This window comes from Flavobacterium sp. T12S277 (assembly GCF_048514875.1).
In the GTDB taxonomy this organism is placed as follows: Bacteria; Bacteroidota; Bacteroidia; order Flavobacteriales; family Flavobacteriaceae; genus Flavobacterium.
The window spans coordinates 287854-313443 of sequence record NZ_JBLYEG010000004.1 but is presented as its reverse complement, the minus strand read 5'-3'; the positions used below and the strand labels follow the sequence as shown (position 1 = coordinate 313443).

At 37.1% G+C, this 25590-nt stretch carries 21 protein-coding genes; 14 read left to right on the top strand and 7 right to left on the bottom strand.

Annotated features, from left to right (window positions below):
* Positions 1-39: 39 nt before the first annotated feature.
* Together ACN1CN_RS09110 and gcvP are read right to left on the bottom strand one after the other, a co-directional pair.
* On the bottom strand, positions 40-1098 hold the full coding sequence (locus ACN1CN_RS09110; RefSeq protein ID WP_264525393.1) for a 3-oxoacyl-ACP synthase III family protein: 1059 nt from the start codon (positions 1096-1098) through the stop codon (positions 40-42).
* Between the two features lie 308 nt (positions 1099-1406).
* Positions 1407-4256, bottom strand: a complete 2850-nt coding sequence (gene gcvP / locus ACN1CN_RS09105) for an aminomethyl-transferring glycine dehydrogenase (RefSeq protein ID WP_264525392.1) — start codon at positions 4254-4256, stop codon at positions 1407-1409.
* A gap of 135 nt (positions 4257-4391) precedes the next feature.
* On the opposite strand from gcvP, the gene ACN1CN_RS09100 reads away from it, so the two are divergent.
* Positions 4392-5204 carry a hypothetical protein gene (locus ACN1CN_RS09100; RefSeq protein WP_419135417.1) on the top strand — a complete coding sequence of 271 codons (813 nt, stop codon included), beginning with the start codon at positions 4392-4394 and terminating at the stop codon, positions 5202-5204.
* 68 nt (positions 5205-5272) lie between these two features.
* On the opposite strand, the gene ACN1CN_RS09095 is transcribed toward ACN1CN_RS09100, so the two are convergent.
* The 5 genes from ACN1CN_RS09095 to ACN1CN_RS09075 all read right to left on the bottom strand — a co-directional run bounded on the left by ACN1CN_RS09095 (position 5273) and on the right by ACN1CN_RS09075 (position 8927).
* Entirely contained in the window at positions 5273-5671 is a 399-nt protein-coding gene (locus tag ACN1CN_RS09095; protein WP_419135416.1) for a DUF1090 family protein, read from the bottom strand.
* A gap of 63 nt (positions 5672-5734) precedes the next feature.
* Positions 5735-6190 carry an SRPBCC family protein gene (locus ACN1CN_RS09090; protein ID WP_419135415.1) on the bottom strand — a complete coding sequence of 152 codons (456 nt, stop codon included), beginning with the start codon at positions 6188-6190 and terminating at the stop codon, positions 5735-5737.
* 346 nt (positions 6191-6536) lie between these two features.
* Positions 6537-7445, bottom strand: coding sequence for a TIGR01777 family oxidoreductase (locus ACN1CN_RS09085; protein ID WP_419135414.1), 909 nt, complete (start codon positions 7443-7445; stop codon positions 6537-6539).
* 93 nt (positions 7446-7538) lie between these two features.
* Positions 7539-8357, bottom strand: coding sequence for a hypothetical protein (locus ACN1CN_RS09080; RefSeq protein ID WP_419135413.1), 819 nt, complete (start codon positions 8355-8357; stop codon positions 7539-7541).
* Positions 8358-8423: 66 nt separating this feature from the next.
* Positions 8424-8927 (bottom strand): GbsR/MarR family transcriptional regulator, encoded by a 504-nt coding sequence (locus ACN1CN_RS09075; protein WP_264525386.1) that lies wholly within the window; start codon positions 8925-8927, stop codon positions 8424-8426.
* 332 nt (positions 8928-9259) lie between these two features.
* On the opposite strand from ACN1CN_RS09075, the gene ACN1CN_RS09070 reads away from it, so the two are divergent.
* The 13 genes from ACN1CN_RS09070 (at position 9260) to ACN1CN_RS09010 (ending at position 25499) form a co-directional block, all read left to right on the top strand.
* Positions 9260-9916, top strand: a complete 657-nt coding sequence (locus tag ACN1CN_RS09070; protein WP_419135411.1) for a hypothetical protein — start codon at positions 9260-9262, stop codon at positions 9914-9916.
* 49 nt (positions 9917-9965) lie between these two features.
* Positions 9966-10142: a DUF1843 domain-containing protein gene (locus ACN1CN_RS09065; protein WP_173967198.1), complete on the top strand. Its 177-nt coding sequence runs from the start codon at positions 9966-9968 to the stop codon at positions 10140-10142.
* Positions 10143-10215: 73 nt separating this feature from the next.
* Positions 10216-10389, top strand: a complete 174-nt coding sequence (locus tag ACN1CN_RS09060; RefSeq protein ID WP_264525384.1) for a DUF1843 domain-containing protein — start codon at positions 10216-10218, stop codon at positions 10387-10389.
* 185 nt (positions 10390-10574) lie between these two features.
* The gene (locus ACN1CN_RS09055; RefSeq protein ID WP_264525383.1) at positions 10575-12005 is read left to right on the top strand and encodes a radical SAM/SPASM domain-containing protein; all 1431 of its coding nucleotides are present in this window, start codon (positions 10575-10577) and stop codon (positions 12003-12005) included.
* 1 nt (position 12006) lies between these two features.
* A complete protein-coding gene (locus tag ACN1CN_RS09050; protein ID WP_419135410.1) occupies positions 12007-12585 on the top strand; it encodes a hypothetical protein in 579 nt (192 codons plus the stop codon).
* A gap of 56 nt (positions 12586-12641) precedes the next feature.
* Positions 12642-13454 carry a hypothetical protein gene (locus ACN1CN_RS09045; RefSeq protein ID WP_419135409.1) on the top strand — a complete coding sequence of 271 codons (813 nt, stop codon included), beginning with the start codon at positions 12642-12644 and terminating at the stop codon, positions 13452-13454.
* 51 nt (positions 13455-13505) lie between these two features.
* Positions 13506-14732 (top strand): hypothetical protein, encoded by a 1227-nt coding sequence (locus tag ACN1CN_RS09040; RefSeq protein ID WP_419135408.1) that lies wholly within the window; start codon positions 13506-13508, stop codon positions 14730-14732.
* 7 nt (positions 14733-14739) lie between these two features.
* Positions 14740-15654 carry a glycosyltransferase family 2 protein gene (locus ACN1CN_RS09035; RefSeq protein WP_419135407.1) on the top strand — a complete coding sequence of 305 codons (915 nt, stop codon included), beginning with the start codon at positions 14740-14742 and terminating at the stop codon, positions 15652-15654.
* A gap of 9 nt (positions 15655-15663) precedes the next feature.
* The gene (locus ACN1CN_RS09030) at positions 15664-16863 is read left to right on the top strand and encodes a hypothetical protein (protein WP_419135406.1); all 1200 of its coding nucleotides are present in this window, start codon (positions 15664-15666) and stop codon (positions 16861-16863) included.
* Positions 16864-17120: 257 nt separating this feature from the next.
* Positions 17121-18950, top strand: a complete 1830-nt coding sequence (locus ACN1CN_RS09025; protein WP_419135405.1) for a hypothetical protein — start codon at positions 17121-17123, stop codon at positions 18948-18950.
* 28 nt (positions 18951-18978) lie between these two features.
* Complete coding sequence (locus ACN1CN_RS09020; protein WP_263361983.1) at positions 18979-19392, top strand: DUF1842 domain-containing protein; 414 nt, start codon at positions 18979-18981, stop codon at positions 19390-19392.
* 167 nt (positions 19393-19559) lie between these two features.
* Positions 19560-21026, top strand: a complete 1467-nt coding sequence (locus tag ACN1CN_RS09015; protein ID WP_419135404.1) for a hypothetical protein — start codon at positions 19560-19562, stop codon at positions 21024-21026.
* Between the two features lie 324 nt (positions 21027-21350).
* Positions 21351-25499 carry a glycosyl hydrolase family 18 protein gene (locus ACN1CN_RS09010; protein WP_419135403.1) on the top strand — a complete coding sequence of 1383 codons (4149 nt, stop codon included), beginning with the start codon at positions 21351-21353 and terminating at the stop codon, positions 25497-25499.
* The last annotated feature ends 91 nt before the right edge of the window (positions 25500-25590 follow it).

Here is a 25590-nt window from a genome sequence, read left to right as displayed (position 1 = left end):
GTGTTCAGTTGACTGTGAACTGCGACTAATATCTAATATCTAATATCTGTAAACAAATGCATTGATGTTCATTCCTGCTCCGACAGAGGCAAAAATAACAACATCTCCTTTGTTTATTTCATGGTTTTCCAGTTTACCCTGAATCAATAAGTCGTAAAGGGTCGGTACTGTAGCAACACTGGAGTTTCCTAAGTCATGAATGCACATTGGCATAACGTTTTCAGGAGGTGTTTTGTCGTATAGTTTATAGAATCGGGCAATAATGGCCTCGTCCATTTTTTCATTGGCCTGGTGAATCAGGATTTTTTTGACTTCGTCAATAGCGATTCCGCTTTTGTCTAAACAGCTTTTCATAGCGCATGGCACCTGACTTAAAGCGAATTCGTAAATTTTACGCCCGTACATTTTGATGTATTTAATGTCCGGATCTAAATCTGGGTTGTATGATTTTCCAAAGTACAGATAGTTGGCTTCATCATTGGCAAAAGTGGCACTCTCGTACGATAGTAACCCGGCTTCATCCTCAGAAGCTTCTAAAATTGAAGCACCTGCACCATCAGAGTAAATCATCGAGTCGCGATCGTGATCGTCAACCACTCTCGAAAGGGTTTCGGCACCAATGACTAAAACTCTTTTTGCCATACCCGATTTTATAAAAGCGTTTGCCTGCAGCACACCTTCAATCCATCCCGGGCACCCAAAAAGAATATCGTAGGCTACACATTTCGGGTTTTTAATGCCTAATTTGTTTTTGACACGTGTCGCTAAACTCGGTAAAATATCCGTTTGGTGTGTTCCAGATTTTACATCACCAAAGTTATGCGCAAAAATAATGTAATCTAAAGTTTCACGATCGATCTTAGCATTTTCAAGCGCTCTTTCGGCAGCAAAAAAAGCAAGATCTGATGAGGTATGATGGTCTTCGGCGTAGCGGCGATTTTCGATTCCGGTAATGCCTTTAAATTTTTTTATTACAACTTCGTTAGGGTAACCAAAAGGAGTTCCGTCTTCATTTAAAAAAACATGATCGCCAAAGTCAGTATTGCTTACTTCTTTATTAGGAATGTAACTTCCTATACCTATTATTTTTATTTTCATTATTCCTTTATTGTCCGGTAAATTTATTGCTAAAGTATAAATAAAATCATGATAACTATCATAAAAAATACTATGCACGCATATAATTGTGGAATAATAATTTTTTGTGACATATATTGTTTATTTTCTAATGATTATTTAATTTTTCCGAGATTTCAAACGATTGAAATAAAAGCAGGGAAAAAGTTTTTTTAGTTTCAGGTTTCAAGTTTTCGTTGGGATGTAAGACTTTAAATATGAAACCAAAATAAAACCCGACAGGTTCTTAAAACCTGTCGGGCTTGAATATTTAAAAGAAAACTTAATTTTTAGTTTTCCATGTATGCTTCAATAGGAGCACAGCTACACACTAAGTTTCTGTCACCGTATGCATCGTCTACACGACGAACTGATGGCCAGAATTTATTGTCAGCGATATATTCTAATGGGTAAGCTGCTTTTTCTCTTGAATAAGGGAAATCCCAAGCGTCATTAGTTAACATTGCTAATGTATGAGGTGCATTTTTTAATACATTGTTTTTGTCCTCTGCTGTTGAAGCTTCGATCTCTTTTCTGATTGAGATAAGCGCATCACAAAAACGATCTAACTCTGCTAAATCTTCAGATTCTGTAGGCTCAATCATTAAAGTTCCGGCAACCGGGAAAGAAACGGTAGGAGCGTGGAAACCATAATCCATTAAACGCTTCGCGATATCACCTACTTCAATTCCGTTTTCTTTAAACGAACGGCAATCTAAGATCATTTCGTGAGCAGCTCTTCCGCATTCTCCTGTATAAAGAATTGGGTAGTGTCCTTCGAAACGTGTTTTCATGTAGTTCGCGTTCAGAATAGCATGCTCTGTAGCACTTTTTAATCCTTCAGCCCCCATCATTGTGATGTAACCGTAAGAAATTAAACATACTAAAGCTGATCCGTAAGGTGCAGATGAAATGGCTGTAATAGCTTGTTCACCACCTACTTTAAGGATTGGGTTTGTTGGTAAAAATGGAACTAGTTTTTCGTTCACACAAATTGGTCCAACTCCAGGTCCACCACCACCGTGAGGAATAGCGAATGTTTTGTGTAAGTTTAAGTGACAAACGTCAGCACCAATTGTAGCCGGGTTAGTTAAACCTACCTGAGCATTCATATTAGCACCATCCATATATACTAATCCGCCATTGTCGTGGATTAATTTAGTAATTTCAATGATTGAAGATTCGAAAACTCCGTGAGTAGAAGGATACGTTACCATTAAACAAGAAAGATCATCTTTGTGCTCAATCGCTTTTTCTCTTAAATCTTCTACATCAATATTTCCTTCCGGAGTAGTTTTGGTCACAATGATTTTCATTCCGGCCATAGCTGCAGAAGCAGGATTGGTTCCGTGAGCTGATGAAGGAATCAAACATACATTACGGTGACTATCACCTCTTGATAAATGGTAAGCACGGATAGCCATTAAACCGGCATATTCTCCCTGAGCTCCTGAATTAGGCTGCAATGTTGTTCCGGCAAATCCGGTAATTACATTTAATTGCTGCTCTAATTTTTTAAGCATGGTGATATAACCTTCCGCTTGTTCTACTGGTGCAAAAGGGTGGATGCTGTTCCAGTTTGGCATTGACAACGGTAACATTTCTGAAGCAGCGTTTAATTTCATGGTACAAGAACCTAATGAAATCATAGAATGATTTAAGGATAAATCTTTACGCTCTAACTTTTTGATGTAACGCATTAACTGACTTTCTGAATGATGATTGTTGAATACATCATGTGTTAAGAAAGGTGATGTTCTTTCTAATGAAGCCGGTAATTGACTAGCTTCAGTTAATTCAGAAACAGTAAAAGTTTCTTTTCCTAAAGCTTCAGCAAAAATGGCAATAATTTGGTTGATGTCAGCAATTGAAGTTGTTTCGTTTAACGAAATAGAAATCGTGTCGGCATCAACATAGAAGAAGTTTACTTCGTTTTTCTCCGCTACAGCTTTTACTTTTTGAGCGTCGGCTTTTACCGAAATCGTATCAAAGTAAGCGGTGTTGGTTTGGAAAACTCCTAATTTATTTAAAGCTTCAGCAGTAGTAACCGCCGATGCGTGAACTTTGTTTGCAATGTATTGTAATCCTTTTGGTCCGTGGTAAACAGCATACATTCCGGCCATAACTGCTAATAAAACCTGAGCGGTACAAATATTAGAAGTCGCTTTTTCACGTTTAATGTGCTGCTCGCGAGTTCCTAAAGCCATACGCAAAGCACGGTTTCCGTTTACATCAATAGATACTCCGATGATACGACCCGGCATAGATCGTTTGTATTCTTCTTTAGTTGCGAAAAAAGCAGCGTGAGGACCACCATAACCCATTGGTACACCAAAACGTTGTGAAGTTCCAACTACTACAGCTGCACCCATTTCTCCCGGAGAAGTAAGGGCTGCTAATGATAAAATATCAGCAGCAAAGGCCACTTTGATTTCGTTTTCTTTTGCTTTAGCAACAAAAGCACTGTAGTCGTTTACCTGACCATATTTTCCAGGGTATTGTAAAATAGCTCCGAAGAATTCATTTGAGAAATCAAATGTTTCGTGGTTTCCAACTACTAATTCAATTCCGATAGGAGTTGAACGCGTTTGCAGGATAGATAAAGTTTGTGGTAAAATTTCTTCAGAAACGAAGAATTTGTTTGTATTGTTTTTCTTCTGGTCGCGTGTACGAACGTCAAATAATAACGCCATAGCTTCTGCGGCAGCAGTTCCTTCGTCTAATAAAGAAGCATTTGCGATTTCCATTCCGGTTAATTCAATAACGGTAGTCTGGAAATTTAAAATGGCTTCTAAACGGCCCTGAGCAATCTCAGCCTGATAAGGAGTATAAGCAGTGTACCATCCTGGATTCTCAAAAATATTTCTTTGAATTGGAGCCGGAACGATAGTTGGGTGATAACCCAAACCGATATAAGATTTGAATACCTTATTTTTCTTTCCTAATTGCTGAATATGGTTTGCGAATTCGTACTCCGTCATCGCAGGATCTAAGTTTAAGGGTGCTTTTAGACGAATGTCATCCGGAAGGGTTTCATAAACAAGTTGTTCGATCGATTCAACTCCAATAGTCTGTAACATGTGTTGAAGATCTGTTTCTCTTGGACCAATGTGTCTTAAAGCAAAAGCATCTGTTTTCATATAGTAGTAAAAGTGTTGTTTTTTAGTCGCGCAAAATTAAGTATTAATAATAATTTATTGCACATTTTTAACTTCATTTTTTATGAAATTTTCAACCAAAGAGTTGATTTGTTAATAAATGATTAGATTTGAAGTATGAAATTTTTGAAACTCATATTAGATTTCTACCTGAACAGCAGTATTCATGTGGCTTTGTCGTGTTATGCGCTGGTACAAATCACGTTTCATGTGTTTCATATTCAGTACGATAACGCAATGGCAATGTTTGCTTTTTTTGGAACAATTGTGGGATATAATTTTGTTAAATACGACGCATTGGTTCGTGTTAAAAGAAAATTGATCGGGAATCAACTGAAAATTATTGCTGTTTTGAGTTTTATTTCACTGTTTTTAGTGGGCTATTATTTTTTTCATCTGAAACGAATTACTCAAATTGTTTCGGTAGTGATTTTTTTTATTACAGCGCTTTATACACTTCCGTTTTTTCCGAATCGAAGAAATGCGCGAAACTGGGCAGGAGTTAAAATTTATATAGTAGCAATTTGCTGGGTAGGTACCACATTGGTTTTGCCTTTAATAAATGCCGGGATTCCTTTTAGCAGTGATTTTTTTATAAAATGCATTCAGCGGTTTGTTTTGGTTTTTGTTCTGGTACTGGTTTTTGAAATTATTGATTTAGCCAATGACGATCCGCATTTACAGACTGTTCCGCAAACGATCGGGGTAAAGCGAACCAAAGTTTTAGGACTTTTATTACTGATTCCGTTTTGGGTTCTGGAAGTTTTTGTTTCTACTTTTAATTATCATGATGTTTTAATCAATCTGATCATGGTGCTCATGCTCATGTTGTTTATTGCGTTTGCAAATCCGACGCGCTCTAAATATTATACTTCTTTTTGGGTCGAAAGCGTTCCGGTTTTTTGGTGGCTGATGATACTGTTGTTTTAAAAGTAGTTTCTTATAAAATAAAAAAACCGATGCGTAAACATCAGTTTCTTTAGAAGCGAAATAAAATATTACTTCGTTTTTTGTTCTGCGAGGGCCTTATTTAAGTCGGCTTTGGCTTCGGCTAGTTTCTTTCTTTTTTTCTCAATTTTTTCTTTGCTTTCCTGCTCTTTTATGGCTTTGTTGAGGTCTTCAGTTCTTTCTTTTACCTTTTGCTGCTTTTCTTTGACTTTTTTGTCAAGGTCATTGTTGACTGTTTTTACCGTGCAGTTTTTTTTGGTTTTAGAGATGGCATCTTCAATTCCCTTTATTTGATTTTGATTGCCGGCTTTTTTGGCAGCAACTAATTTTGTGTTTAATTCACATAGTTTTCGCTCACAGCCTTTTAATGTTGTACAATTACTTTGTGAAAATCCAATGAAAGAAATAGCAAAAAAAGCGACGGATAGTATTTTTGTTTTTAAAGTCATACGTTTAGTTTTAGATTGTTTACGGATTTTAGAAAATCGTGTTAGACTATAAAAGTAAGAAATTTAAAGTTGTTTTTCAGAAACTATTTTCAGCGTTTTATTTCTTTCCAATAGGAAATTGGTAAGATGTTTTTTCAAAAAGAAATAATCAAACAGTTTTCCGAACAGTCCAAAAGGAGTTTCATATTGTAGTTTATCTGTCATAATGGTGAAGTCATTTTCTTTTTCAAAAAGATGTTCGTGTTTGAAAGATTTAAACTTTCCTTCCTCCATTTCATCAACAAAGTAATCGTAGAATTGCATCTCAGTTATTCTGCTTTTATGGGTAAGGTAAAAACCAAAATGTTTGCCACGCCAGGTAACCGTTTCGTTTAAATTGATTAATCCGGTGGTAACGCCGGCAATTGCTTTTTCTTTTGATGGACTTGCAGACTGTTGATGGATATCAATATTTCGTGCAGCATCAAAAACTGTTTTTTGTGGTGCTTTTATTCGGGTTGTAAGGTTTAGGGTTGTCATTTGTTGTATCAATTGTTTAGTCCCTACGGGACATTTTTTTGGTCGGATATGGTAAGTTACCGATATGTAATCTCTCCGAGATTAGCTGATTCGTAAAGTCTCTGCGAGACTTTTTTTAGGTTGCTACACTGTGTCAGCACTATATTGCTCCTAAAAAAGTAGCTTCACGGATTTAAGTTTGACGATTAGTTTCCCTTTTTTTAGAATGTAATTGTATGAGCTAATTAATCTCGGAGAGATTACATATTGGTAAAAAGATGTCTACCTCGTAGGAGTGTCCCGTAGGGACTATACCTTTAACATAAAGTGTTTGTCATAGCTTTTCCCGGTTTCGGCATGTGAATATTTACGATAAAAGATTTTGAAAAGCGGTATCAATATTTTCAAACTTAAACGTAAAACCTTTTTCTAAAAGTCGTTTCGGGACTACATTTCGGCTCTTTAAAACCAATTCGGTTTCTGTTCGAATAATAAACGATCCAATTTCCAGAAAGAAGGTATTGAGTGGAATTCCAAAAGGAAAACCAACTGCTTTTTGTAGCTTCTTCATAAAATCAATATTGGGTATAGGACTTGGCGATACAATATTTATGACGCCGGCTATTTCTTTTTCAATTATGAAATCAATTGCATTCGCAAAATCATCTTCGTGAATCCAGCTTACAAATTGGTTTCCTTTTCCTTGTTTTCCTCCAAAACCAATTTTCGCCAAAGCTTTTAGCGGAATAAAAGCACCGCCTTTTTTGCCTAGAACGATTGACGTTCTTAAAGCTGTTTTTATCGTATTTGGAGTTTCAGTTTTAAAAAAGGCTTTCTCCCAGGAAAGAGCGACATTTATCGAAAAATTATTTCCTATTTCGCCCTCTTCTTCGTCCATTTGTTTGTCCAGAGAAAATCGGTAAATGGTCGCAGTAGAGGAGTTCAGCCAGTGTTTCGGAGGATTTTTGCATTTTAAAACAGCTTCGTTTAAAATTCTGGTGCTTTCGATTCGGGATAGTAAAATCTCTTTTTTATTTTTTTGAGTATAACGACAATCAACAGATTTTCCGGCAAGATTGATTAATACCGTTGCCTGTTCCAGTTCATTTTCCCAGCCCGAAAAAGTTTTGGCATCCCAGTTTACATATTTGATTCCATCGATGATTTGAGATTTTCCGCGGGTTAGGATAACGATTTCTTCAAATTTGTTTTTGAAATGACGGACTAAAACCTGACCCAGAAATCCTGTTCCGGCTGCAATTATGAGTTTATTCATGGTTTTGTTTTTTTAGTGGCGAACTACACGAATTATTCTTTGCGAAAAGAATCAGCTGAAAAACAATTCGTAAAAATTCAGGAAACGTACAGATTAGTTCAAAATTAATAATAAGGCAATTATTCGATACAATATCCAGGTGAGGCAGAGATATTTTGGAAGTTTTAAAATTTTAATTCTTCTGAAATGCTCTTTAAACATGATAAAAACGGTTATGCCAAACCAAGCCATTACGATAAGCTCAGGAACATTTATAAACTGATTTGCAATTAAAATGGGTAACAAAATGAGAGACCCCATTAAAGAAACGGTCATTAAATTGCCTGCATAATTGAGCATCGTCTTTTGGTCTGATTTTAGCATAAAGATACTTTGAAATACAATTTGTCCGAAGGCTAAAACGAACTCTCTCCAGATAGAGGTTTGCGGCAGAACTGAAATCAAACTGGAATAACTAAACAATACGAATGTTGTTACGGTTAAGGCAAATCCGATAAAGAGAAAACGATATTTGTAATTGTAATCGGGGGTGCATTGTAATTTGTTTTCTTCCTTTATTTCTCCCGGAATTATCACTTTTCTGTTGTAGGAAACAAAAGAATAGAGTTTTCTCAGTATGAAATGAACAGGTTTTGTTTTTCCTATTTTTTCAATCCACGGAAATGAATATCCTATAACCTTCAGTAAACTGTCGACACCGTAAAGTACTGTTTTGGTTGTATTATCAATTAACGCAATTTCATTTGGTGCACGTTCGAGATCTACAAAATTTTGTTCTTCTTCCGATAACTGACAATATGATTTTCTTCCGTTTTGATCTAACATACCGCTTTTTACAAAGCCGGTAGTATACAAGCTGCAAAGGGGACAATCTTCGTCGTAAAGCAGGGTTTGGTTTTCCAGCGTTTTCATAATTATAGTTTGTTTTAAACTTTCAGAAAAAAATGAAAGTTTTGATTAAATTTTTTTGTTTGAAGGTTACTTCATAATTTTTAGGACTAGTCGCCCTAACCAGTTTTCATTGAATTCCGTCATTTTGTCTAACATATTATCTGCTTTTAAAACAAAATCATACAACTTAGTGGTTTGATCTACAAAGTGTTTTTCTTCTGCAGACTCATTTGCATCGATTGTCGAAACTTCTTTTAAAATTTTAAGAGCAGGTTTGATTTCTCTTTTGCTTCTTTCTCTCGAAATTTTAACGGCTAGTTCGTCCAGATCTTTTTCTGCAGTAAAAAATTCTCTTCTTTCTCCGGCTTTGTATTCTTTGTAAACAATTCCCCAATCCATTAAAGCTCTTAGGTTCATGCTTGCATTTCCTCGTGAAATTTGCAATTCGTCCATGATGTCTTCCATAGAAACAGCTTCGTTCGAAACCATTAATAAAGCATGGATTTGTGCCATGGTTTTATTAATTCCCCATTGAGAGCCTAATGCTCCCCAGGTTTGTACAAACTTATTTTTTGCTTCTTTGAATTCCATGAAACAAATGTAAGTAAAAGTTTTTAAACTTTCAAAAATAAATGAAAGTTTGTTTGATGAGGTTTTTTTAAGAATAATCTTATGTCTGATTTTTTGGTGTTTTATGACAGAGAATTCTCATTTTATAACATTTTTTCGCTCCCATCTTCATATCTAAAATAGATTTGATATAGAAAATTAATGAAAAAATATTTTCTAAGTCATTCATTATCAGCTGATGAATTGAATTTGTAACGGTGGAGCAGAACCCACTTAAAAAACGAACTGTTTCGCACAGTTAAAACGCGAAGGCGGATCTGAAAAGCCTTATGAGTAGGACAAAAACTATTATTATGCAAGCAATACCTGTAAAAGTAAAAAATGTGAAAGTCTACCCTTACATTGATTGGAATGGTGGAGGGATTGGACCTGTTATTCTTCCTGTTATCGAAGGAGCCAGCGGAACTTACGCGGTTGGAACACTTGGAAGATCTGTATTCTACAATCTTGATTTAGCCCCTGAAAAATCTAGTATTGGTATACATCAGAGATATTTAGCAACTGGAGAGACTGAAGATGGTACTCCATTTACAACTCCATGGATGTATAGCACAAGCACAACTGGTGACATAGAGTTCGGAAGAACAATAACAATAGGGGTAAGAGAATCTGAAGCTATTAACGTTGGAAGTATACCTCCTTATATTGTATTAGGACCACTTACAAACATTACAGTAACTCAGATACTTCCTTCTCCAGCAATTGGAGAGAGAATATTAATTGAAAATGGTTCAGGTAATATTATTGCGACCAGAACTGGTACTCCACATGAAATGGGAGTTGATGTAATCGAAGGTAACCGTTTAGGAAGATTAAGAGCAGGATTGAAAAACATCATGATTACCGGAAAAAACAAAGATGGTCAAACCGTGACTATTGGACATCTGACTTGTTTGGATCCAAATGAACCGGCTCTTTTTTTACAACAATTTGGACCTAGTGAGCATTAAAAAAAATTAATCCTCAAACGAAACAAATAACAACTAAAAAACAACAGCTATGGGAGTAATCATGCCTTACGGTGTCGCCATTAGAGAAGCTTTAGTCTCTAATGATCTGGCCAAGATGGAAGCTATTGCCAAACAAGCGAAGCAAACAATAAAAGATCAGGGTGATCTGACTGTTGCTTTACTGGACTTGTTAGACGCGATAGATTCTTTAAAGAAGAAGAAATAACCTGACTTGTACAGAAAAACAAGGGTGGAGCTGAAAAACCTAAAGAGTAGGAACAACTATAAAACAAAATATTATGGCAACAGTACTTTACGGAGTAGGAATCAGAGAAGCGATTGCTTCGAATGATTTGGAAAAAATGGTTGCGGTAGCTGAACAAGCTAAGAAAACCATAAGAGACCAAAAAGATTTACATGTAGCATTGGTAGAATTGCTTGATGCAATTGATGCTCTGAAAAAGAAAAGGTAATCTAAAAAAGACGGTTTATCAAGTTTTACTTCTTAAACCGTCTTTTTAAATAATTGTTAAACTGTAAATAAAACTAATACCGATTGTATATTCAATATAGTCCAATTGCATTGCACTATTTTCATATTACATCGGCATTATATCAGAAAGCATTGAACTAAAAATATAAGTAAAATTGATATAAGATGGATACGATTAAGACTTCAACACGATACAGAGTAAGAGATGATTATGAAACAGCTACTCCGGTTCATGTAGTATGGGAAATTACTTTAGCATGTAATTTGAAATGCTCGCATTGCGGATCAAGAGCTGGAAAAGTAAGACCGGGCGAATTAACTACGGAACAATGTTTTGGTGTTATTGATAGTCTTAAACGTCTTGGTACAAGAGAAATTTCCATTATAGGCGGGGAAGCTTTTTTAAGAAAAGACTGGATTGAGATCATCGAAAGAATCCATCAAAGCGGAATCGAGTGTTCGATGCAGTCGGGCGCCTATAACCTAAACGAAGAAAGAATCATTAGTGCTAAAAAAGCAGGAATAAATAATATTGGTGTTTCCATTGATGGAATGCCGGATACTCATAATAAAATAAGAGGAAGAAGAGATTCTTTTGAACATGCCGTTAATTGCCTGGCACTCCTTAAAAAACACAATATCACTTCGAGTGTCAATACCGTAATTACAAAGAGAAGCAAAAATGAGATGAATGAGCTTTTGGATGTTTTGATTGAAAATAATGTAAAAAACTGGCAGATCCAACTTGCTGTTGCTATGGGGAATGCCGTAGATCATTCAGAAGAATTGATTGTTCAGCCTTATGAATTAATTGATTTTTACGACGACCTCATCGTCATCTACAGAAAAGCCTTGGCACATAATATTTTAATACAGGCCGGAAATAACATTGGTTATTTTGGACCGTATGAACACATCTGGAGACAGGGCAATGAAAAATATTATACAGGATGTTCGGCTGGACATACAGGAATAGGGATTGAGGCAGACGGTAAAATAAAAGGCTGCCCATCATTACCAACAAGTGCCTATACGGGAGGAAATGTAAAAGATATGGCGCTGGAAGACATCTGGAAATATAGCGAAGAAATGGTTTTCTCCAGATATAGAAATAAAGAAGAATTATGGGGTGGCTGTAAAGGCTGCTATTATGAATCTTCCTGTCTGGCAGGCTGCACCTGGACAAGCCATGTACTGTTTGGCAAGAGAGGAAACAATCCTTTTTGCCATCATCGTGCTTTAGAATTAAAGAAGAAAGGCCTTAAAGAACGAATAAGAAAAATACAGGAAGCACCAGGCGAATCTTTCGATATGGGACTTTTTGAAATTATAGTGGAAGACGAAAACGGAGTAATCGTAGAAATACAATCCCCAACTAGTGAAGCTCCGATTCAGGTAACTGGTCCTATTGCCAGAGTACCAAGAATTCCGAAAGCACTGAAATTATGCAATGGATGTGATAATTATGTTTATGAAGAAGAAGAGGTATGCAGTTTTTGCAATAGTGATGTGAAAAAAGTAAACGAGGAATATGCCGCCAAAATGGAAGCCGCAAAACGCTCGCTGGAAAAACTGGAATTCCTAATGATGAAATAAAATGGAACAGTTAAAAAATATTCAATCCGAAATTGAGCAGTACTCGTATCCTATTGAAGAAGGTTTAAGTCTGTCGGAAATTACCATTAAGTACGGTTTTAATTCGTACCGGTACGGATCATCCAGTTTTTTAGAGGACCTTTTTGATCCCATCTCCATCACAGACAAAACCGTATTTTATGATTTAGGTTCTGGTTACGGGAATATTATTTTATACGGTGCGATACAATATCCAAATGTTCAATTTAAAGGAATAGAAATTCTTGAAGAGCGAAATAAAGTTTGTGTTGATTTAATCAAAAAAGAAGGAATCACCAATGCTACGGCCATTTCCGGCGATCTCTTAAAGGCTGATATTTCTGATGGGAATGTTTTTTATCTGTACAATCCTCTTCATGATTTTCAATACGCCGAATTATTAGACAAACTCTATCAGATTTCTTTGAAGAAAGACATTGTCGTAATTGCAGAATCCCATTGTAGATCTTTTGACGAAGCCGATTGGCTGGAACAATATCACCTTAAAGATATTGATGTCATCAGAAAAATTAAATATTACCGCTCTAAACCTGCTTATTAAAACCCACCAAACTATAATAGAAATCAAATCAATTACTAATTTAAATCAAAAGTGTTATGGCTAGTTTAAGTTCAATTATTCTTCCGGTTCTTGAAGGGATGGAGGAATCACATTTAAAAGATCAATTATTAAAATTTCTGCCAAATCAGGAGGAATCATTTTCAAAAATTGAAAAAAGTTTTAATCAGCTGACTTCAAAAGTTCAGGATAAAGATCGTTTACAGCGTTTTTTTCACAGCTGGAGCCAAACCAATAACAGCGCAATGACCGTTGCCGGAATTAGCAACCGTATGACCATGCTGGTTCATAAAAATCAACCTATTGGAGACGAAAAAGCATTATTGCAGTCGATCACCAGTTTAAACCGAATTGTTGATGAAGACCTGGCCGTTGTGGGCAGAATTTTGCATTCGCAAATGTTTTACACCATGGCCACTACAATTTGTACTGATGATGACTGGCTTTCACGCCGTTATTTAAATGAAAGTGCCAGTGATTTTAAAAAATGGAAAGATCAAAACTCCTTGCGAAACAAAGACATCATGATTGCTTTGCTGACTACTTTGATCCATGAAATTTATACACACGGAGAAGTAGAATTGATCTTGCCAAAATTCCAATCCTGGCTGATTAATGATTACGGATACACCGAAGAAGAATGCGATAAAACACTGGCATGGATAAGTGTACATTGCGGACCAACGGAGAAAAATCATTTCTTTTTTGCGGTTAGTTCTATTTTTTACTACGCCAAAGCAATGAACATTAATCTGGAATCGTATGATCTCGAAACAATTTTTAACGACTATTTAGCTAAAAAGTCGGCAGTGATGGAAGATCTGATGGAAGTTGAAGAATTGAGTTTTTAAAAATCCACGTCCCAATACTACTTATTACAAAAAAATAAACTTCAACGCCGTATGTCAAAAATTAAGCTGCAACAAAATCAGGCTGATAAACAGGAAAAATGGAATCAGTTGTTTTTTGAATATTTTCAAAAAGGGAACATTTTACACAGAGATTCATTTGCCAATTCCTCGGTAGTCCTTCATCCGGAATACAATGGAGAAATGGATCGCTTGTGTGCTGTTTTAAGCAAAGCCTCTAAAGCAATTGTTTTAAATTATTTTGAAGACAGCCGAGTTCGGAATTATTATCAACTGGATAATGACCTTGAAGGGATATTGAAAAAAAGTAATAGCCAGACCTATAATCAGGGCTTTTATCGCCCTGATTTTTTATATGATACAAACGATCAGCCTAAGATTTGTGAAATAGGGGCGCGGTATCCGCTAAACGGCTGGATGATTAGTTATTATTCGCAATTGATACACAATCGTACCAATTCGCATCATGAAAAAGCACATACCAGCGGTACCGATTTAGAAAATCTTATCGACGATCTTTCCCAGCAGTTTGCTCCCCATCGAAAAGTAGCGCTCATTCACGATGATGAAAAAGGCAGTGATATTTTTAATGCCCAAAGAGAATTAGCGAAATTGGACATTGAACTAATTTCTGCAAAACCTCAGGACCTCATCATTTCAAACAATTCAATAACGGTAAACGGAGTAGCAGTTTCACAATTTATACTGGAAATGGATCGGGAAGAACTAAAAAAAATCAGTCCCGACGTACTGGATAAATTAATCGAAGAAAACAGTTATTTCAACGACATTCGAACTTTAATTCTAATTCATGACAAAAGAGTTCTGGCCGTAATGTACGATGCCCAGATCATGCAGGATTATTTGAGTGAGGAAGACTACAGCTTTTTGAAAAATTACCTCATCCCGAGTTTTGTGATTACAGATCCTGCCGGCTGTGATGCCTTTACAGACACAGAGCAAAACCTGATTTTAAAACTAAATAGCGGAGGAAGAGGAATTGGAGCTTATGTGAAAAGCGACTGTACCCACGAAAACTGGAATACAATTGTTCGCGAAAATTGGGACAAATACCTGATTCAGCATTTTGTAGATCAGAAAGAATTTAACGATACCGAAAACAATCGCCAGATCTATTTAGTAGGGATGTTGTTGTGTAAAGACGACAAAACTTACGGGTCCGGCATTTTTAGAGGATCTGATGAATCGGTTGTGAATGTACATCAGGGAAGAGCCTTAATTTATCCAATCGCTCAGTAGTAAAAGTATGAAACATACAGTTGTTATACCGCTTTACAATAAAGAGGCGTATGTCTATGATACGATTCGCTCTCTGGCTTTTCAGGATAAAAAAGCAGCGCAGGTTATCATAGTCGATGATTTTAGTACCGACCAGAGTCTTGTTAATCTCAAAGAAGCACTCTCCTTTTTTGCACCACAATTTTTGCAGACAAAGGTTCAGATCATTGAATTAAAAGAGAACAAAGGTCCCGGAAACGCAAGAAATATGGGAATCGAACTGGCAACAGGAGACCTGATTAGTTTTTTGGATGCCGATGATTGTTATGTTTCTTCCTGTTTAAGCGATGTCAGTGCGATTATGGAGAAGGAGAATATAGATGTTTTGGTTCTTGGAATTTTACTTGTTCCTTCTAATTATTATATGCCAAACATTAAATCCTTTGAAAAAGAATTGATTTCCCTTTCGAATGATTTGTTTGTAATGCCTGATCCCTTGCATACCGTGAGTTCTCCTGACTTTATTATGGGTGTGGGCAGCAACGTAGTAGTTCGAAAAAAACGGCTGACGAACATCCGTTACGAGGTTGATGTTTCTTTAAATGAAGGAATCGATTTTTGGTATCGCGTTTTAAAAAATACGCCTGCAGCTTCACGTGTTGGTTTATTGAATAAAACCTGTATCGAAGTACGAGAGGTCGACGGCAGTTTGTCCAGGATTAGTTATTTGACCTGGAAAGAATTAGAGATTCCCGTTTCAATACGACGGTTTCGGGAAAGTACCAATCGATACGATCAGCAATTAATGGGAATGCTGTCACAGCGCTGGTTGTCACATGCCATGAAACGGTTACCCTCCTGGAAAGAAAAAGGCTTGTTTCTCTTTCATCACGGCAGACTTCTGATAAAGAACAGCTATTATTTAAAAAAACGAACTAAATAAAAATGCCTCATGATGTCCCCAGTTTGTATTCCTGCCCAAATTGACCATGCTGTATTTCAAAATTATTTTGAATTGGCCAAACAGAATCCTTTATATATTGAATTCTATAAAGGAAACGACTTTGCAGCGGGAGCTCCCCTGTTAAGTAAAAAAGAGTTAATGCCGATTTTGAATACCAAATTTAATTTACAGGATGAAAAAACAGGCGTATATCTTGTTCGTTCAGGCGGAAGTACTCAAAAGCCTTTGGTTTTTCCGGTGGATATACAGGAAAATCACAATCAGCGTCTTGCATTGGCAGCAGCACTCACCAAAAACAACTTTTTTACGGCTGAAACAATTGCCCTGAACATTTTTGGTTATTCCGACATGTACCGCACCGCCGCTATTATGGACGATATTTTAGAGAAATGTCAGGCAACCACTTTAGCCTTAAGTGCACACGCCAGTTACGAAGACATGGAACAGGCGGCGCATCATTTTAAACCAAATTTTATATTTGGAACCCCTTCAAAACTATTGTGTTTTGCTCAGTTTTTACAGGAGAACAACAGAAAAATAGAAATCGAAAACTTATTTTATGCGGGGGAGTTTTTAAGACCTAACACACAAAAGTTTTTACAGGAGCAACTCGGATTTCAACAAGTTTATTCGATGTATGGCTCTGCCGAAACCGGAATTTGGGCCTGGTCGCATTGTACCAAAACTCCCTCTTTATTTTCGGTTATTAAAGGTATAATAGTTGAAATTATAAATCCCGATGAAAACGGATACGGCACACTTGCGATTACCAATACTTTCCGCAAAAGATTTCCGGTTTTCCGATATGCAATTGGCGACTTAGGCCGATGGGTGGAGCTGAAGGGAAAATCTTTTCTCGAACTGAAATCCAGAGAGGCCAAATCATTTATAGTTTGTGAGCAGCATTACGATTTAGACGAATTTCTTTTATTGACAACGGAGACGGATGCTTTTCAAATTCAACTGTCAACGAATGCCTTTTTTAAGGAAGTAGTTCGGATGTTAATCGTGCAAAATGTCTCGGAAGATAACAGACAGAATTTTGTCAGTGAAAAATGTGCCGCATTAAAAAAACTACTCAATTATGAGGAATCTTATATGGAAGTTGAAGTTCTACTGGTTACTGCAGCAGATTTGTACATCGATCCCAATACAACTAAAACACCTGTACTCTTAGATTTGAGATAATTTTTTAGGAATCACTTTCTTTCATTGGCTTCTAAAAAACAGTTCTATTCCATTGATTACGTGCTTTATGGATAAAAAAACCAGTCTCATGACATTTTTTTATTTAAGACTTGATAAGCATTGTAATTTTATTCGGCAAAATAAAAAAGGATGATTTTAGGAAGCTATTTACAACACAATCAGTAAGATACAATCGCTTTTGAAAAATCGGACTAAAGCAAAGAATAAAACAACAACAACCCCAAAAACTAATTACCATGAAAGATTTATCCTCTTCCACGTCAACCTGCGTGGACCCGATCCCAGATTCGAGATACCCGGTTTTGGAGCCTTTTTCAGGCCAGAAACCCAGACTTCCACAATTTTGGAAATGTACCTGTGTACTTCACCCTTTTAGCCCCATACAAAGTAACAGCACCCCTGCGGACCAAGCGAGTCCATTTTTTGAAATTTGTACAGCCACTGTTTATTACGCAGAAGGCCTTGGATTAAATGCTTTGCTGGTAGGCAGTTCCGGAAGAAGATGGTGGTACAGAGTTACCCCAACTCAAACGGAAGTATCTACAGACGGAGTTCGTTATAGTCCTATAAATCTGGGTTGGAGAATTCCAACTACAGATTGGTTTGGAAATGCAACCGATAAAGCTAAATGTTCAGGAACCAGCTACCTGAACTGGATGAAAGCACAGAAAGTAGACTGGTGGAAAATTCCGGTGGGCAATAGTAATCCGTCTCCTGCTACCTGGATGTGGTTTGACCATGGCACCAATTTACCGGTACGTCTTATGTTTGGACAAGGACCTGTTGCAAGGCCTGGTCTGGGAGATGTTAATCAACTGGCACTTTTTCAAATGTTTTCATTCACCTACTTTTCCAATTTTGACCGCTTACCAAGCAATCCGTTAAACAACCCTTTGGTACTTCCGGCGGTAGAAGGTTTTGCTTTTGGTAATCCGAACCGATACAACCTGTTTACCTGGAATACCAATTTTGGAATGAGCGTTTTTATGACACCAGTCAACTCAGCATTCAATCCGCTGCCTACAAGAGTTTTATACAATTGGAGAGATGCGGCACAATATAAGGTTTCATCCGACAGAAGTCAGAGTACATTGATGAAATATACGTACAATACTACCAACCCATTTACTGCCCAGCAAGCCCTTCTTACAGGACCTACCCCAGCTGGAATAACACCACCGCCAAACAGTGGTAACGGTTTTTTGATTAATTATGTTGGAAACAAAATAACAGAAGCTATTGGTTTTGCAAGATTTCCATTTCCGCAACAGCCGCCAAACTGGGTTCAGATTCCGGCAGTAAAAGGTAGCATTCAGGCGACTATTACTAGTAATCCTGTACTTTGTCCAAATAATAGAGTGACGGTTGTAGGAGTATTATTTCCGCCTTCAGGAAATAACTACCCAGATTCTACCTATCTGTGGACCTGGTACAGCCCCTTAGATTCAACCGGAAACAGCAGCCGTCCGATAACCTTTATGCAATCACAATCAGGTGTGGGTTTAGGAACCAGTCTTGCTCTGGCAGATTACTTTGATTATGAGGAATTTAAAACACCAATTCCGCCTTGCAATTTTGCAGTGCCGCCAGTCGATTTTACAGTAAAAGCAAAACCTGTTTCAGGTACAGACTCTTATCCGTGGCTTAACACAGGTGTTCGACTGAATGAGAAGAGAGTGGCAACTATCAAGTATGTGGATGGTCTGTGGACGGCAAATCCAAATATCAACAACGGTCAGTTATACAATTCAGCTGGAAACCCAACTTTTATTGAGGCCAAACCCGGGTATGCGCTTCCAGGTAAAAACGAAGGTGCTCTTGTAGGTAAAGTAGGAGATACCGTTTTCTTAATCGGACTGGGAGCAAGCACGCCACCCGGAGTTGTTGGAACATTGGAATTGTGCATCAACGATGATTTAAAAGGACTGTATGGCGCTGGTCTGACAGACAATAAAGGAGAGGTAAATGTGAAAATAAGCGTTGAAGCTCCGGGAACAAAAATAAAGTTGAATAAAAGTGGAGCAGAACCCACTAAAAAAAACGAGGCGGTCTCTGAAAAGCCATAAGAGTAAGAAAAATCTAAATCAAAAAGTTATGTCAAATTTATTAGCAGGTGCTTATTTAGCAAAAGGCACAATCGGAAATGTTGGAACACCAGGTGCTCCAGTTGCATCATTTAGTTTAGTTGTTGTACCGTCACAACATTCAGTTACAGGTACAGTAGTAATTACTCAGGCGGTAGCCGGTCCTGACAGCCATATCGTGGTTCAGGTAAAAGGTAAAATTTACCCAACAGGATTTGGTGAAGTGACTCAGGTAGTGAGTTTACAAGGACAATATGTTCAGTCTTTCCCTCCTCCGGCAATTGGAGCTTTTTTAGCTGATTTTGATGCTCATTTAGCTATAGATAATGCATGGAACGGAACAGGTGGATTCTCTTACTACGAGCACACTGTTACAAAAGCTCCGGTAAAAGCAGCAAAGAATCTGAAAGAGGAATTGGCTTAGGAATAAAATTTTCCCCAAACAATTCTATACAGGAATATTGAAAATCTGCAAAAAAAATTCCTGTCCTAACTAGATATAAGAGATCGCCTGCCTTAGGCGATCTTTTTTATTCCTTCAAAAGAGCTGCTTTTTTGAATAACCATACAAACCAAAAACAAAACAAAACAATGAAAAAAAAACAGATTATTATTGCCCTGCTGCTTGTTGCAATTGCAGCCAGTCTTGGGTTGTTTTTCTACTACAAGAACAACGACAAAGCGATGGATGGAGTTTATTCTACTAATGCAGCGCCTGATTCTTGTGAGTGTGAGACCAGCTGGTTTCCTCACGAGCAAACTCCTGCGCCAAAAGAAGGTGACGGCAGTCCATTTGATTCAGACAATACTACCAATTGTGATTTTCACCAATGGTCCTGGCAGAAATTTTTGTGGCTAACCAAGCCGTTGCCAAGCGGGAATCCTTTTTTCATAGATTCATTGGATATTGTAAGTCCGTTTATGGAGGATGTTGCACCAGAGCTGGGAATAAAACTAACCTTGAGTTCCATTAATCAGGCAGGTTTCAAAGGGGTACTGCTTTCCAATCCTAAATTTAATAAAGTTGCTGATACGGTATATTATTCGATTCACGTGAATAAACTGCTTAAAGACAAAATAATTTCGGCAGCCTCTTTAATCAACAATGGAAAATTGCCAGTTTCAAATTCAGAGACCTTTCCGGTTGGGGCTTTAGAACTAAAAGTTTCCTGGATCAGTATCGATGCCATTGTAAAAGAACAGCAAAAAGATTATTTTACAACTACTGCCGCCGTTAAAAACAGCAAAGGACAATACGTTAAAAAAACGATGGCCTTGTTAGGGATGCATGTGGTTGGTATTGTAAAAAATCATCCTGAATTTATTTGGGCCACTTTCGAACATAAGGATATGGCTCCTGTTTACGATAAGAAAAACAATTCGGTAACCTCAGCAACTGAAAAGTTATTTTATGAAAAAGGTACAGAAAAAGATATCAACGGCATCCGATGGTTACGAGGGGCCACTTCGCCGGTTCTTCCTAACAAAGCATTTATTCTTTATGAATATGGAGTGCCTAAGGATTTAAACACAGGCGACTTTATGGCAACAAGTCAAAAGGAGCCTGCTAATTTTAATAATATCGAGAATATCAATAAATGTGTGGACTCTAAATTGAAAGATGTTTTTAGAAATTATTTTTACAATGGTTCTATATGGCTTGATTTTGACGGAGTTTCTCCTGAAGATCAGGTAAAAATACTTGTAACAAAAAACATTTCAACCGCAACTCCGGGTGCATTAGCCAGAGGTTCTGTAAATCTGGCCAACATTACGATGGAAACGTATACGCAGACTTTTCAGGATGACATACATAAGATTAATAACAGTAATGTAATAAGCTGTTTTTATTGTCATCAGGCTGTCATTACCAAAATACGACCGGGCAAATCACCTTTGTTTTTAAGTCATTTGTTTCTAGATTATTTAGAAATTACAAAACCTACAGGTACTGCTAAGAATGCAAATGTTCTGGGTATCTCACGTGAGAGACGTATTCAGGAGATCGATGCAGCAAAAATGGATCAGCTTGAAGAATTTATTAAAGCTACGAAGTAATAGCTGATTTTATAGTAAAAAAAAGAGGAGGTTTCACCATTGTGAAATTTCCTCTTTTTGCTTTTAAGGAATAAAATAATAAACAGTGACTGAACCATACGAAAAGGAATGTTTTACTTTTCATAGAGATTGTTTGGTGTTAGTAGTGTAAAAAGTAATTCAAAAGTGTTTCTGCAAAGCAGCCTTAATTTTTTGTGGCAGAAAAAATCTCCTTTTTAGACAGTGAGTATTACGGTATGTGTATTTTTTGTTACACGAAACGACCATTTATTACATTTTAAAAGATGATTGTGTTAGTTGATTGTAATTTTGTCAAAAAAAAGTATGAAACGACACTACGATTTGCTGCTTTTTGCGGTCCTATTTCCAATCTTATTATTTTCCCAGCCCAATCATAACAAAAAAATAGTGGGCTATTATGCACAATGGGCTATTTATGGCAGAGATTTCAATGTCTCTAAGATAGACGCGAGTAAGTTGACCCATTTAAACTATTCTTTTTATGGTACAAGTTATGATCCTGCCCACCCGGAGAATACCAAATTGCAATGTTTGGATACCTATGCTGATTTTGAGCATATGGAAGGTGGAATTCCGTGGGATGCCCCGGTAAAAGGGAACTTTTATGACTTGAAGAAGTTAAAAGAAAAGTATCCTCATTTGAAAATTTTAATCTCTGTGGGAGGATGGACCAAAGGTCAGGATCTTTCTCCAATTGCAGCAAGTCCTGTGGCAAGAGCTGCTTTGGCTGCCGATATGGTAAAATTTATGACCACTTATCCGTTTATTGATGGATTTGATATTGACTGGGAATATCCGCTTTCCGGTGGTACAGATGGTACCGAGATTTTGAATGGTGCCACGGTTCCTCCTCAAAAATACCATCCTGACGACAACAAAAATTTAGTTTATTTATTAAAGGCAATGCGTCAGGCGATGCCCAATAAATTAATTACAATTGCGGCCGGGAACAACGTTCGAAATGTATCTAAACAATATCTTGGACCAAATAACAGAGCGCAATACGGAATGACAGAAGACATTTCGACCTATTGCGATTATATCACTTTTTTTGGTTATGATTTTGGAGGAAACTGGTTTGATAAAACCTGTTACAATGCGCCATTGTATGCTAGTGGCAACACAAACGATCCGCTTTATGGTGCAACACAGTCAGAATCATTAGATGAATTAACCACGCAATATTTGAACGTAGTTGGTATTCCTGCCAATAAATTAATCATGGGAATACCTTTTTACGGAAAAAAATTTGATCATGTAGCCAATGACGGAACCAATCCTAATTTACCCGGATTATTCGTTGACGCACCAAGAGATGTGCTTTCCGCCTGTAAAAATGCACAGCCTCCCCTCGGAACCTGGGATACAGGTGCACCATGTGAAAATTCAGGAAGTATTGAAATCTGCGATTTGGTAGGGAATGCCGTAACCACTCCGCATCCTTATCTTGATCCTAATACCATGATGGTTACGCCTACTGCAGCAGCTGCGGGCTGGGTGCGCTATTTTGATAACACCACCAAAGTTCCTTATTTATACAACTCAAAACTAAAACAGTTTATCTCTTATGAAGACAAACAGTCGATCGATTTGAAAGCCAAATATATCGCGTCTAAAAATTTAGCAGGAGGTATGGTTTGGGAATTGTCTCAGGATACCAGAGGAGCTGTTCCTAATGCATTACTGAGTCAGATAAATAATTCGTTTAATGTTGCTGTTGAAGGAACTCTGACCCTTAGTGGAGCTATAAAAATGGGTACAATTTTGGTTTCGGATGTCACCGTTCAGCTAAAAGATGATAATGATGCCGTTATTCAAACCGTTAAATCTTCCGATGGAAATTTTACTTTTAACAAAGTAGTTTCGGGAGCCAATTATTCGGTTACCGCTTTAAAAGTTTCCTATACTTTTACGCCGGTAAAACTAACAAATGTTATTGCAAACCAAACAGGTATTGTAGTACAAGGTACACAACCTCTTTATACTATTACCGGAACGGTACTAAATGGTACTACGGCAGTTTCCGGAGTAACCGTTACTGCAGCTTCGGCAACAGCTAATGTTACTGCGGTTTCAGATTCAAAAGGAGCTTATAGCATAAACAGTTTAACAGCAGGAGCAGATTATACCATTACGGCTGCCAAAACCGGAATGACATTTTCACCGGCTTCTACTTTATACAGTGTGTTAAGTGAAAATAAAGTTTTAAACTTTACTCAAAATGCCACTCCAACTAATAAAATATGCGGAACGGTTAAAAATGGTTCCGTGCCGGTTGCCGGCGCAAAAATTGAACTAAGTCTTCCCTGGACAGATAGTACACATCCTTATGCTACTTTTGTTGCTGTAACAGATGCCTCCGGGAAATATAGTTTTGATAATGCCATATTTTCGGGTTATACAACCATTGTAAGTTTAAAAATGAATGCCTGGGATAACAACTCCGTTGTTTATTACCCTACAGATCTGGCCAATTTGCCAATTCCGGCTTCGTCAAAAGAATATCACTTTAATTCAAGTGGTGTTGCTCCACAAGTGACCATTACGAGCCCTACTGCTGCAAATCTTGCAATAGTTCCGGGAGCAGCTGTGCAGCTTAAGGCCAATGCGAGTATGACTTTTGAGGATGGAAAAACTACATTGTCAACGGTTGTATTTAATGTAAATGGTATAAATATTACAGGAACGCCAACAACAGGTACAGAGTATGCGGCAACGTGGACACCGGCAACAGCTGATTTTAATAAAAATTACACTCTAAAAGCTACAGCTACAGCCTCTAATAGTACCACAGCCGAGAATAGTTTTCCGTTTTATTTGCAATGTTCAGGTACAGTATGTCCAAATGTATTGCCGGAAATTACCTGGATCACACCTGCATCTAATACCATCAATCAGGCTTCCGGTTTTCAGCCTGTTTTAATAAGTGTAAATGTTACCGATAGAGATGGAACAATTTCAAGTGTTGCCGTAAATGTAAACGGAACTTATTTTCCTATGATAAAAGGTTCCGGAGATACTTACAGCTATACTTTTACTCCTAACAGCTATAAAGAATATCCAATAATTATAAAAGCAGTTGACAATAAAGGCGACGAAAAATTATTGAATCAGTCTATTACTATTGTGAATTCAAAGTTTAATCCGCTGCCATCCAAAGTTATTTTAGGTTATGCGCAGGAGTGGGAAAATACAAGTGCACCATTTTTGTATTTTAGACAAATGGTAGACAAGAAGTATAATGTTGTTGTTTATTCGTTTATAGAAACGGTTAACAGAGATGGATATACTCCGTTTTTCGTCGTAAATGAACCTCGATATTATACAAACGGAGTATTTGATCCGCAATTGTTAAAAAATGATATCAAAACCCTGAGAGATAAAGGTATTCCGGTAATCGTTTCAATTGGCGGACAAAATGGTCATGTTGAACTAAAAACCGTTGCTCAGAAAAATATATTTGTAAATGGTATAAAAGCGATTATCGATCAATATAATTTTGATGGAGTGGATATCGATTTTGAAGGCGGCTCTATGAATTTTGGAGCAGGAGCACTAAAGGATTTTTCTTATTCTGCCATTTCGGCCTACCCAAAACTTAAAAACGTAATTGATGCTTTCAAGGAATTAAAGGCCTATTATGGAACAGGTTTTATTTTAACTGCTGCTCCGGAAACCTATTATGTACAGGTTGGATATTCGGTTTATGGAGATGGAGCCGGTTCTTTCTTACCTGTAATTCATAATCTGCGTGATGAATTAGATCTTTTAATGGTACAATTGTACAACACCGGATCTGTAAATGCTTTAGATGGTAAAGCATATTCTCAGGCTACTCCAGATTTTTTGGTGGCGATGTCTGACATGATGATGAAAGGATTTAATGTAGCGGCTACAGGATTTTATTTCCCACCATTACCAGCTTCTAAAATAGTTATTGCAATTCCGAGCTGCCCTGATGCTGCGCCGGCCGGAGGATATTTAACACCCGAAAAAGGCATTAATGCTTTTGACTATATACGATTTGGAACTACATTTTCCGGAAGAAATTATACCATGAAATCTGCTTTGCAGCCCGGAATAAGAGGTGTCATGACCTGGTCTATCAATTGGGATGCCAGTTGTGGCAGTGGATACGAGTTTTCTAATAAGTACCATAACTACTTTAATAAATCGCTTTCAGTTGATGCATTCGATAAAACAACTGCTAACAATATAATTGCTTATTTTAAAAATAACGCATTGGCAATAGCGATACATAATCAAGCAATAGACATTGACCATGTTGAGGTATACAATGCTCTTGGGCAAGCTGTACTAAAGTATAAGAATGTTCAAAACAACAGAGAGTTATTGCTGGAGGATAGAAGTTTTAGTGCAAAGCAATTGTTTATTGTGGTTGTGACTGATAATCAGGGACATCGAAAATCATTTAAATTAATTAATCATTAAACGTAATACAATTGAGATCTTATAATTCCTTTTTTCTTTTTTAGAAAAAAGGAATTATGAAGTAGTTTTTGGTACAAGAAAATTAGCTAAA

Excerpts from the sequence above, each read along its gene's own strand:
- ACN1CN_RS09075 (WP_264525386.1), bottom strand. The coding sequence starts at position 8,927 with ATGGAATTCAAAGAAGCAAAAAATAAGTTTGTACAAACCTGGGGAGCA.
- ACN1CN_RS09050 (WP_419135410.1), top strand. The coding sequence starts at position 12,007 with ATGGAACAGTTAAAAAATATTCAATCCGAAATTGAGCAGTACTCGTAT.
- ACN1CN_RS09045 (WP_419135409.1), top strand. The coding sequence starts at position 12,642 with ATGGCTAGTTTAAGTTCAATTATTCTTCCGGTTCTTGAAGGGATGGAG.
- ACN1CN_RS09070 (WP_419135411.1), top strand. The coding sequence starts at position 9,260 with ATGCAAGCAATACCTGTAAAAGTAAAAAATGTGAAAGTCTACCCTTAC.
- ACN1CN_RS09085 (WP_419135414.1), bottom strand. The coding sequence starts at position 7,445 with ATGAATAAACTCATAATTGCAGCCGGAACAGGATTTCTGGGTCAGGTT.
- ACN1CN_RS09010 (WP_419135403.1), top strand. The coding sequence starts at position 21,351 with ATGAAACGACACTACGATTTGCTGCTTTTTGCGGTCCTATTTCCAATC.
- ACN1CN_RS09020 (WP_263361983.1), top strand. The coding sequence starts at position 18,979 with ATGTCAAATTTATTAGCAGGTGCTTATTTAGCAAAAGGCACAATCGGA.
- ACN1CN_RS09065 (WP_173967198.1), top strand. The coding sequence starts at position 9,966 with ATGGGAGTAATCATGCCTTACGGTGTCGCCATTAGAGAAGCTTTAGTC.
- ACN1CN_RS09030 (WP_419135406.1), top strand. The coding sequence starts at position 15,664 with ATGATGTCCCCAGTTTGTATTCCTGCCCAAATTGACCATGCTGTATTT.
- ACN1CN_RS09110 (WP_264525393.1), bottom strand. The coding sequence starts at position 1,098 with ATGAAAATAAAAATAATAGGTATAGGAAGTTACATTCCTAATAAAGAA.
- ACN1CN_RS09090 (WP_419135415.1), bottom strand. The coding sequence starts at position 6,190 with ATGACAACCCTAAACCTTACAACCCGAATAAAAGCACCACAAAAAACA.
- ACN1CN_RS09025 (WP_419135405.1), top strand. The coding sequence starts at position 17,121 with ATGAAAGATTTATCCTCTTCCACGTCAACCTGCGTGGACCCGATCCCA.
- ACN1CN_RS09040 (WP_419135408.1), top strand. The coding sequence starts at position 13,506 with ATGTCAAAAATTAAGCTGCAACAAAATCAGGCTGATAAACAGGAAAAA.
- gcvP (WP_264525392.1), bottom strand. The coding sequence starts at position 4,256 with ATGAAAACAGATGCTTTTGCTTTAAGACACATTGGTCCAAGAGAAACA.
- ACN1CN_RS09015 (WP_419135404.1), top strand. The coding sequence starts at position 19,560 with ATGAAAAAAAAACAGATTATTATTGCCCTGCTGCTTGTTGCAATTGCA.
- ACN1CN_RS09060 (WP_264525384.1), top strand. The coding sequence starts at position 10,216 with ATGGCAACAGTACTTTACGGAGTAGGAATCAGAGAAGCGATTGCTTCG.
- ACN1CN_RS09080 (WP_419135413.1), bottom strand. The coding sequence starts at position 8,357 with ATGAAAACGCTGGAAAACCAAACCCTGCTTTACGACGAAGATTGTCCC.
- ACN1CN_RS09055 (WP_264525383.1), top strand. The coding sequence starts at position 10,575 with ATGGATACGATTAAGACTTCAACACGATACAGAGTAAGAGATGATTAT.
- ACN1CN_RS09100 (WP_419135417.1), top strand. The coding sequence starts at position 4,392 with ATGAAATTTTTGAAACTCATATTAGATTTCTACCTGAACAGCAGTATT.
- ACN1CN_RS09095 (WP_419135416.1), bottom strand. The coding sequence starts at position 5,671 with ATGACTTTAAAAACAAAAATACTATCCGTCGCTTTTTTTGCTATTTCT.
- ACN1CN_RS09035 (WP_419135407.1), top strand. The coding sequence starts at position 14,740 with ATGAAACATACAGTTGTTATACCGCTTTACAATAAAGAGGCGTATGTC.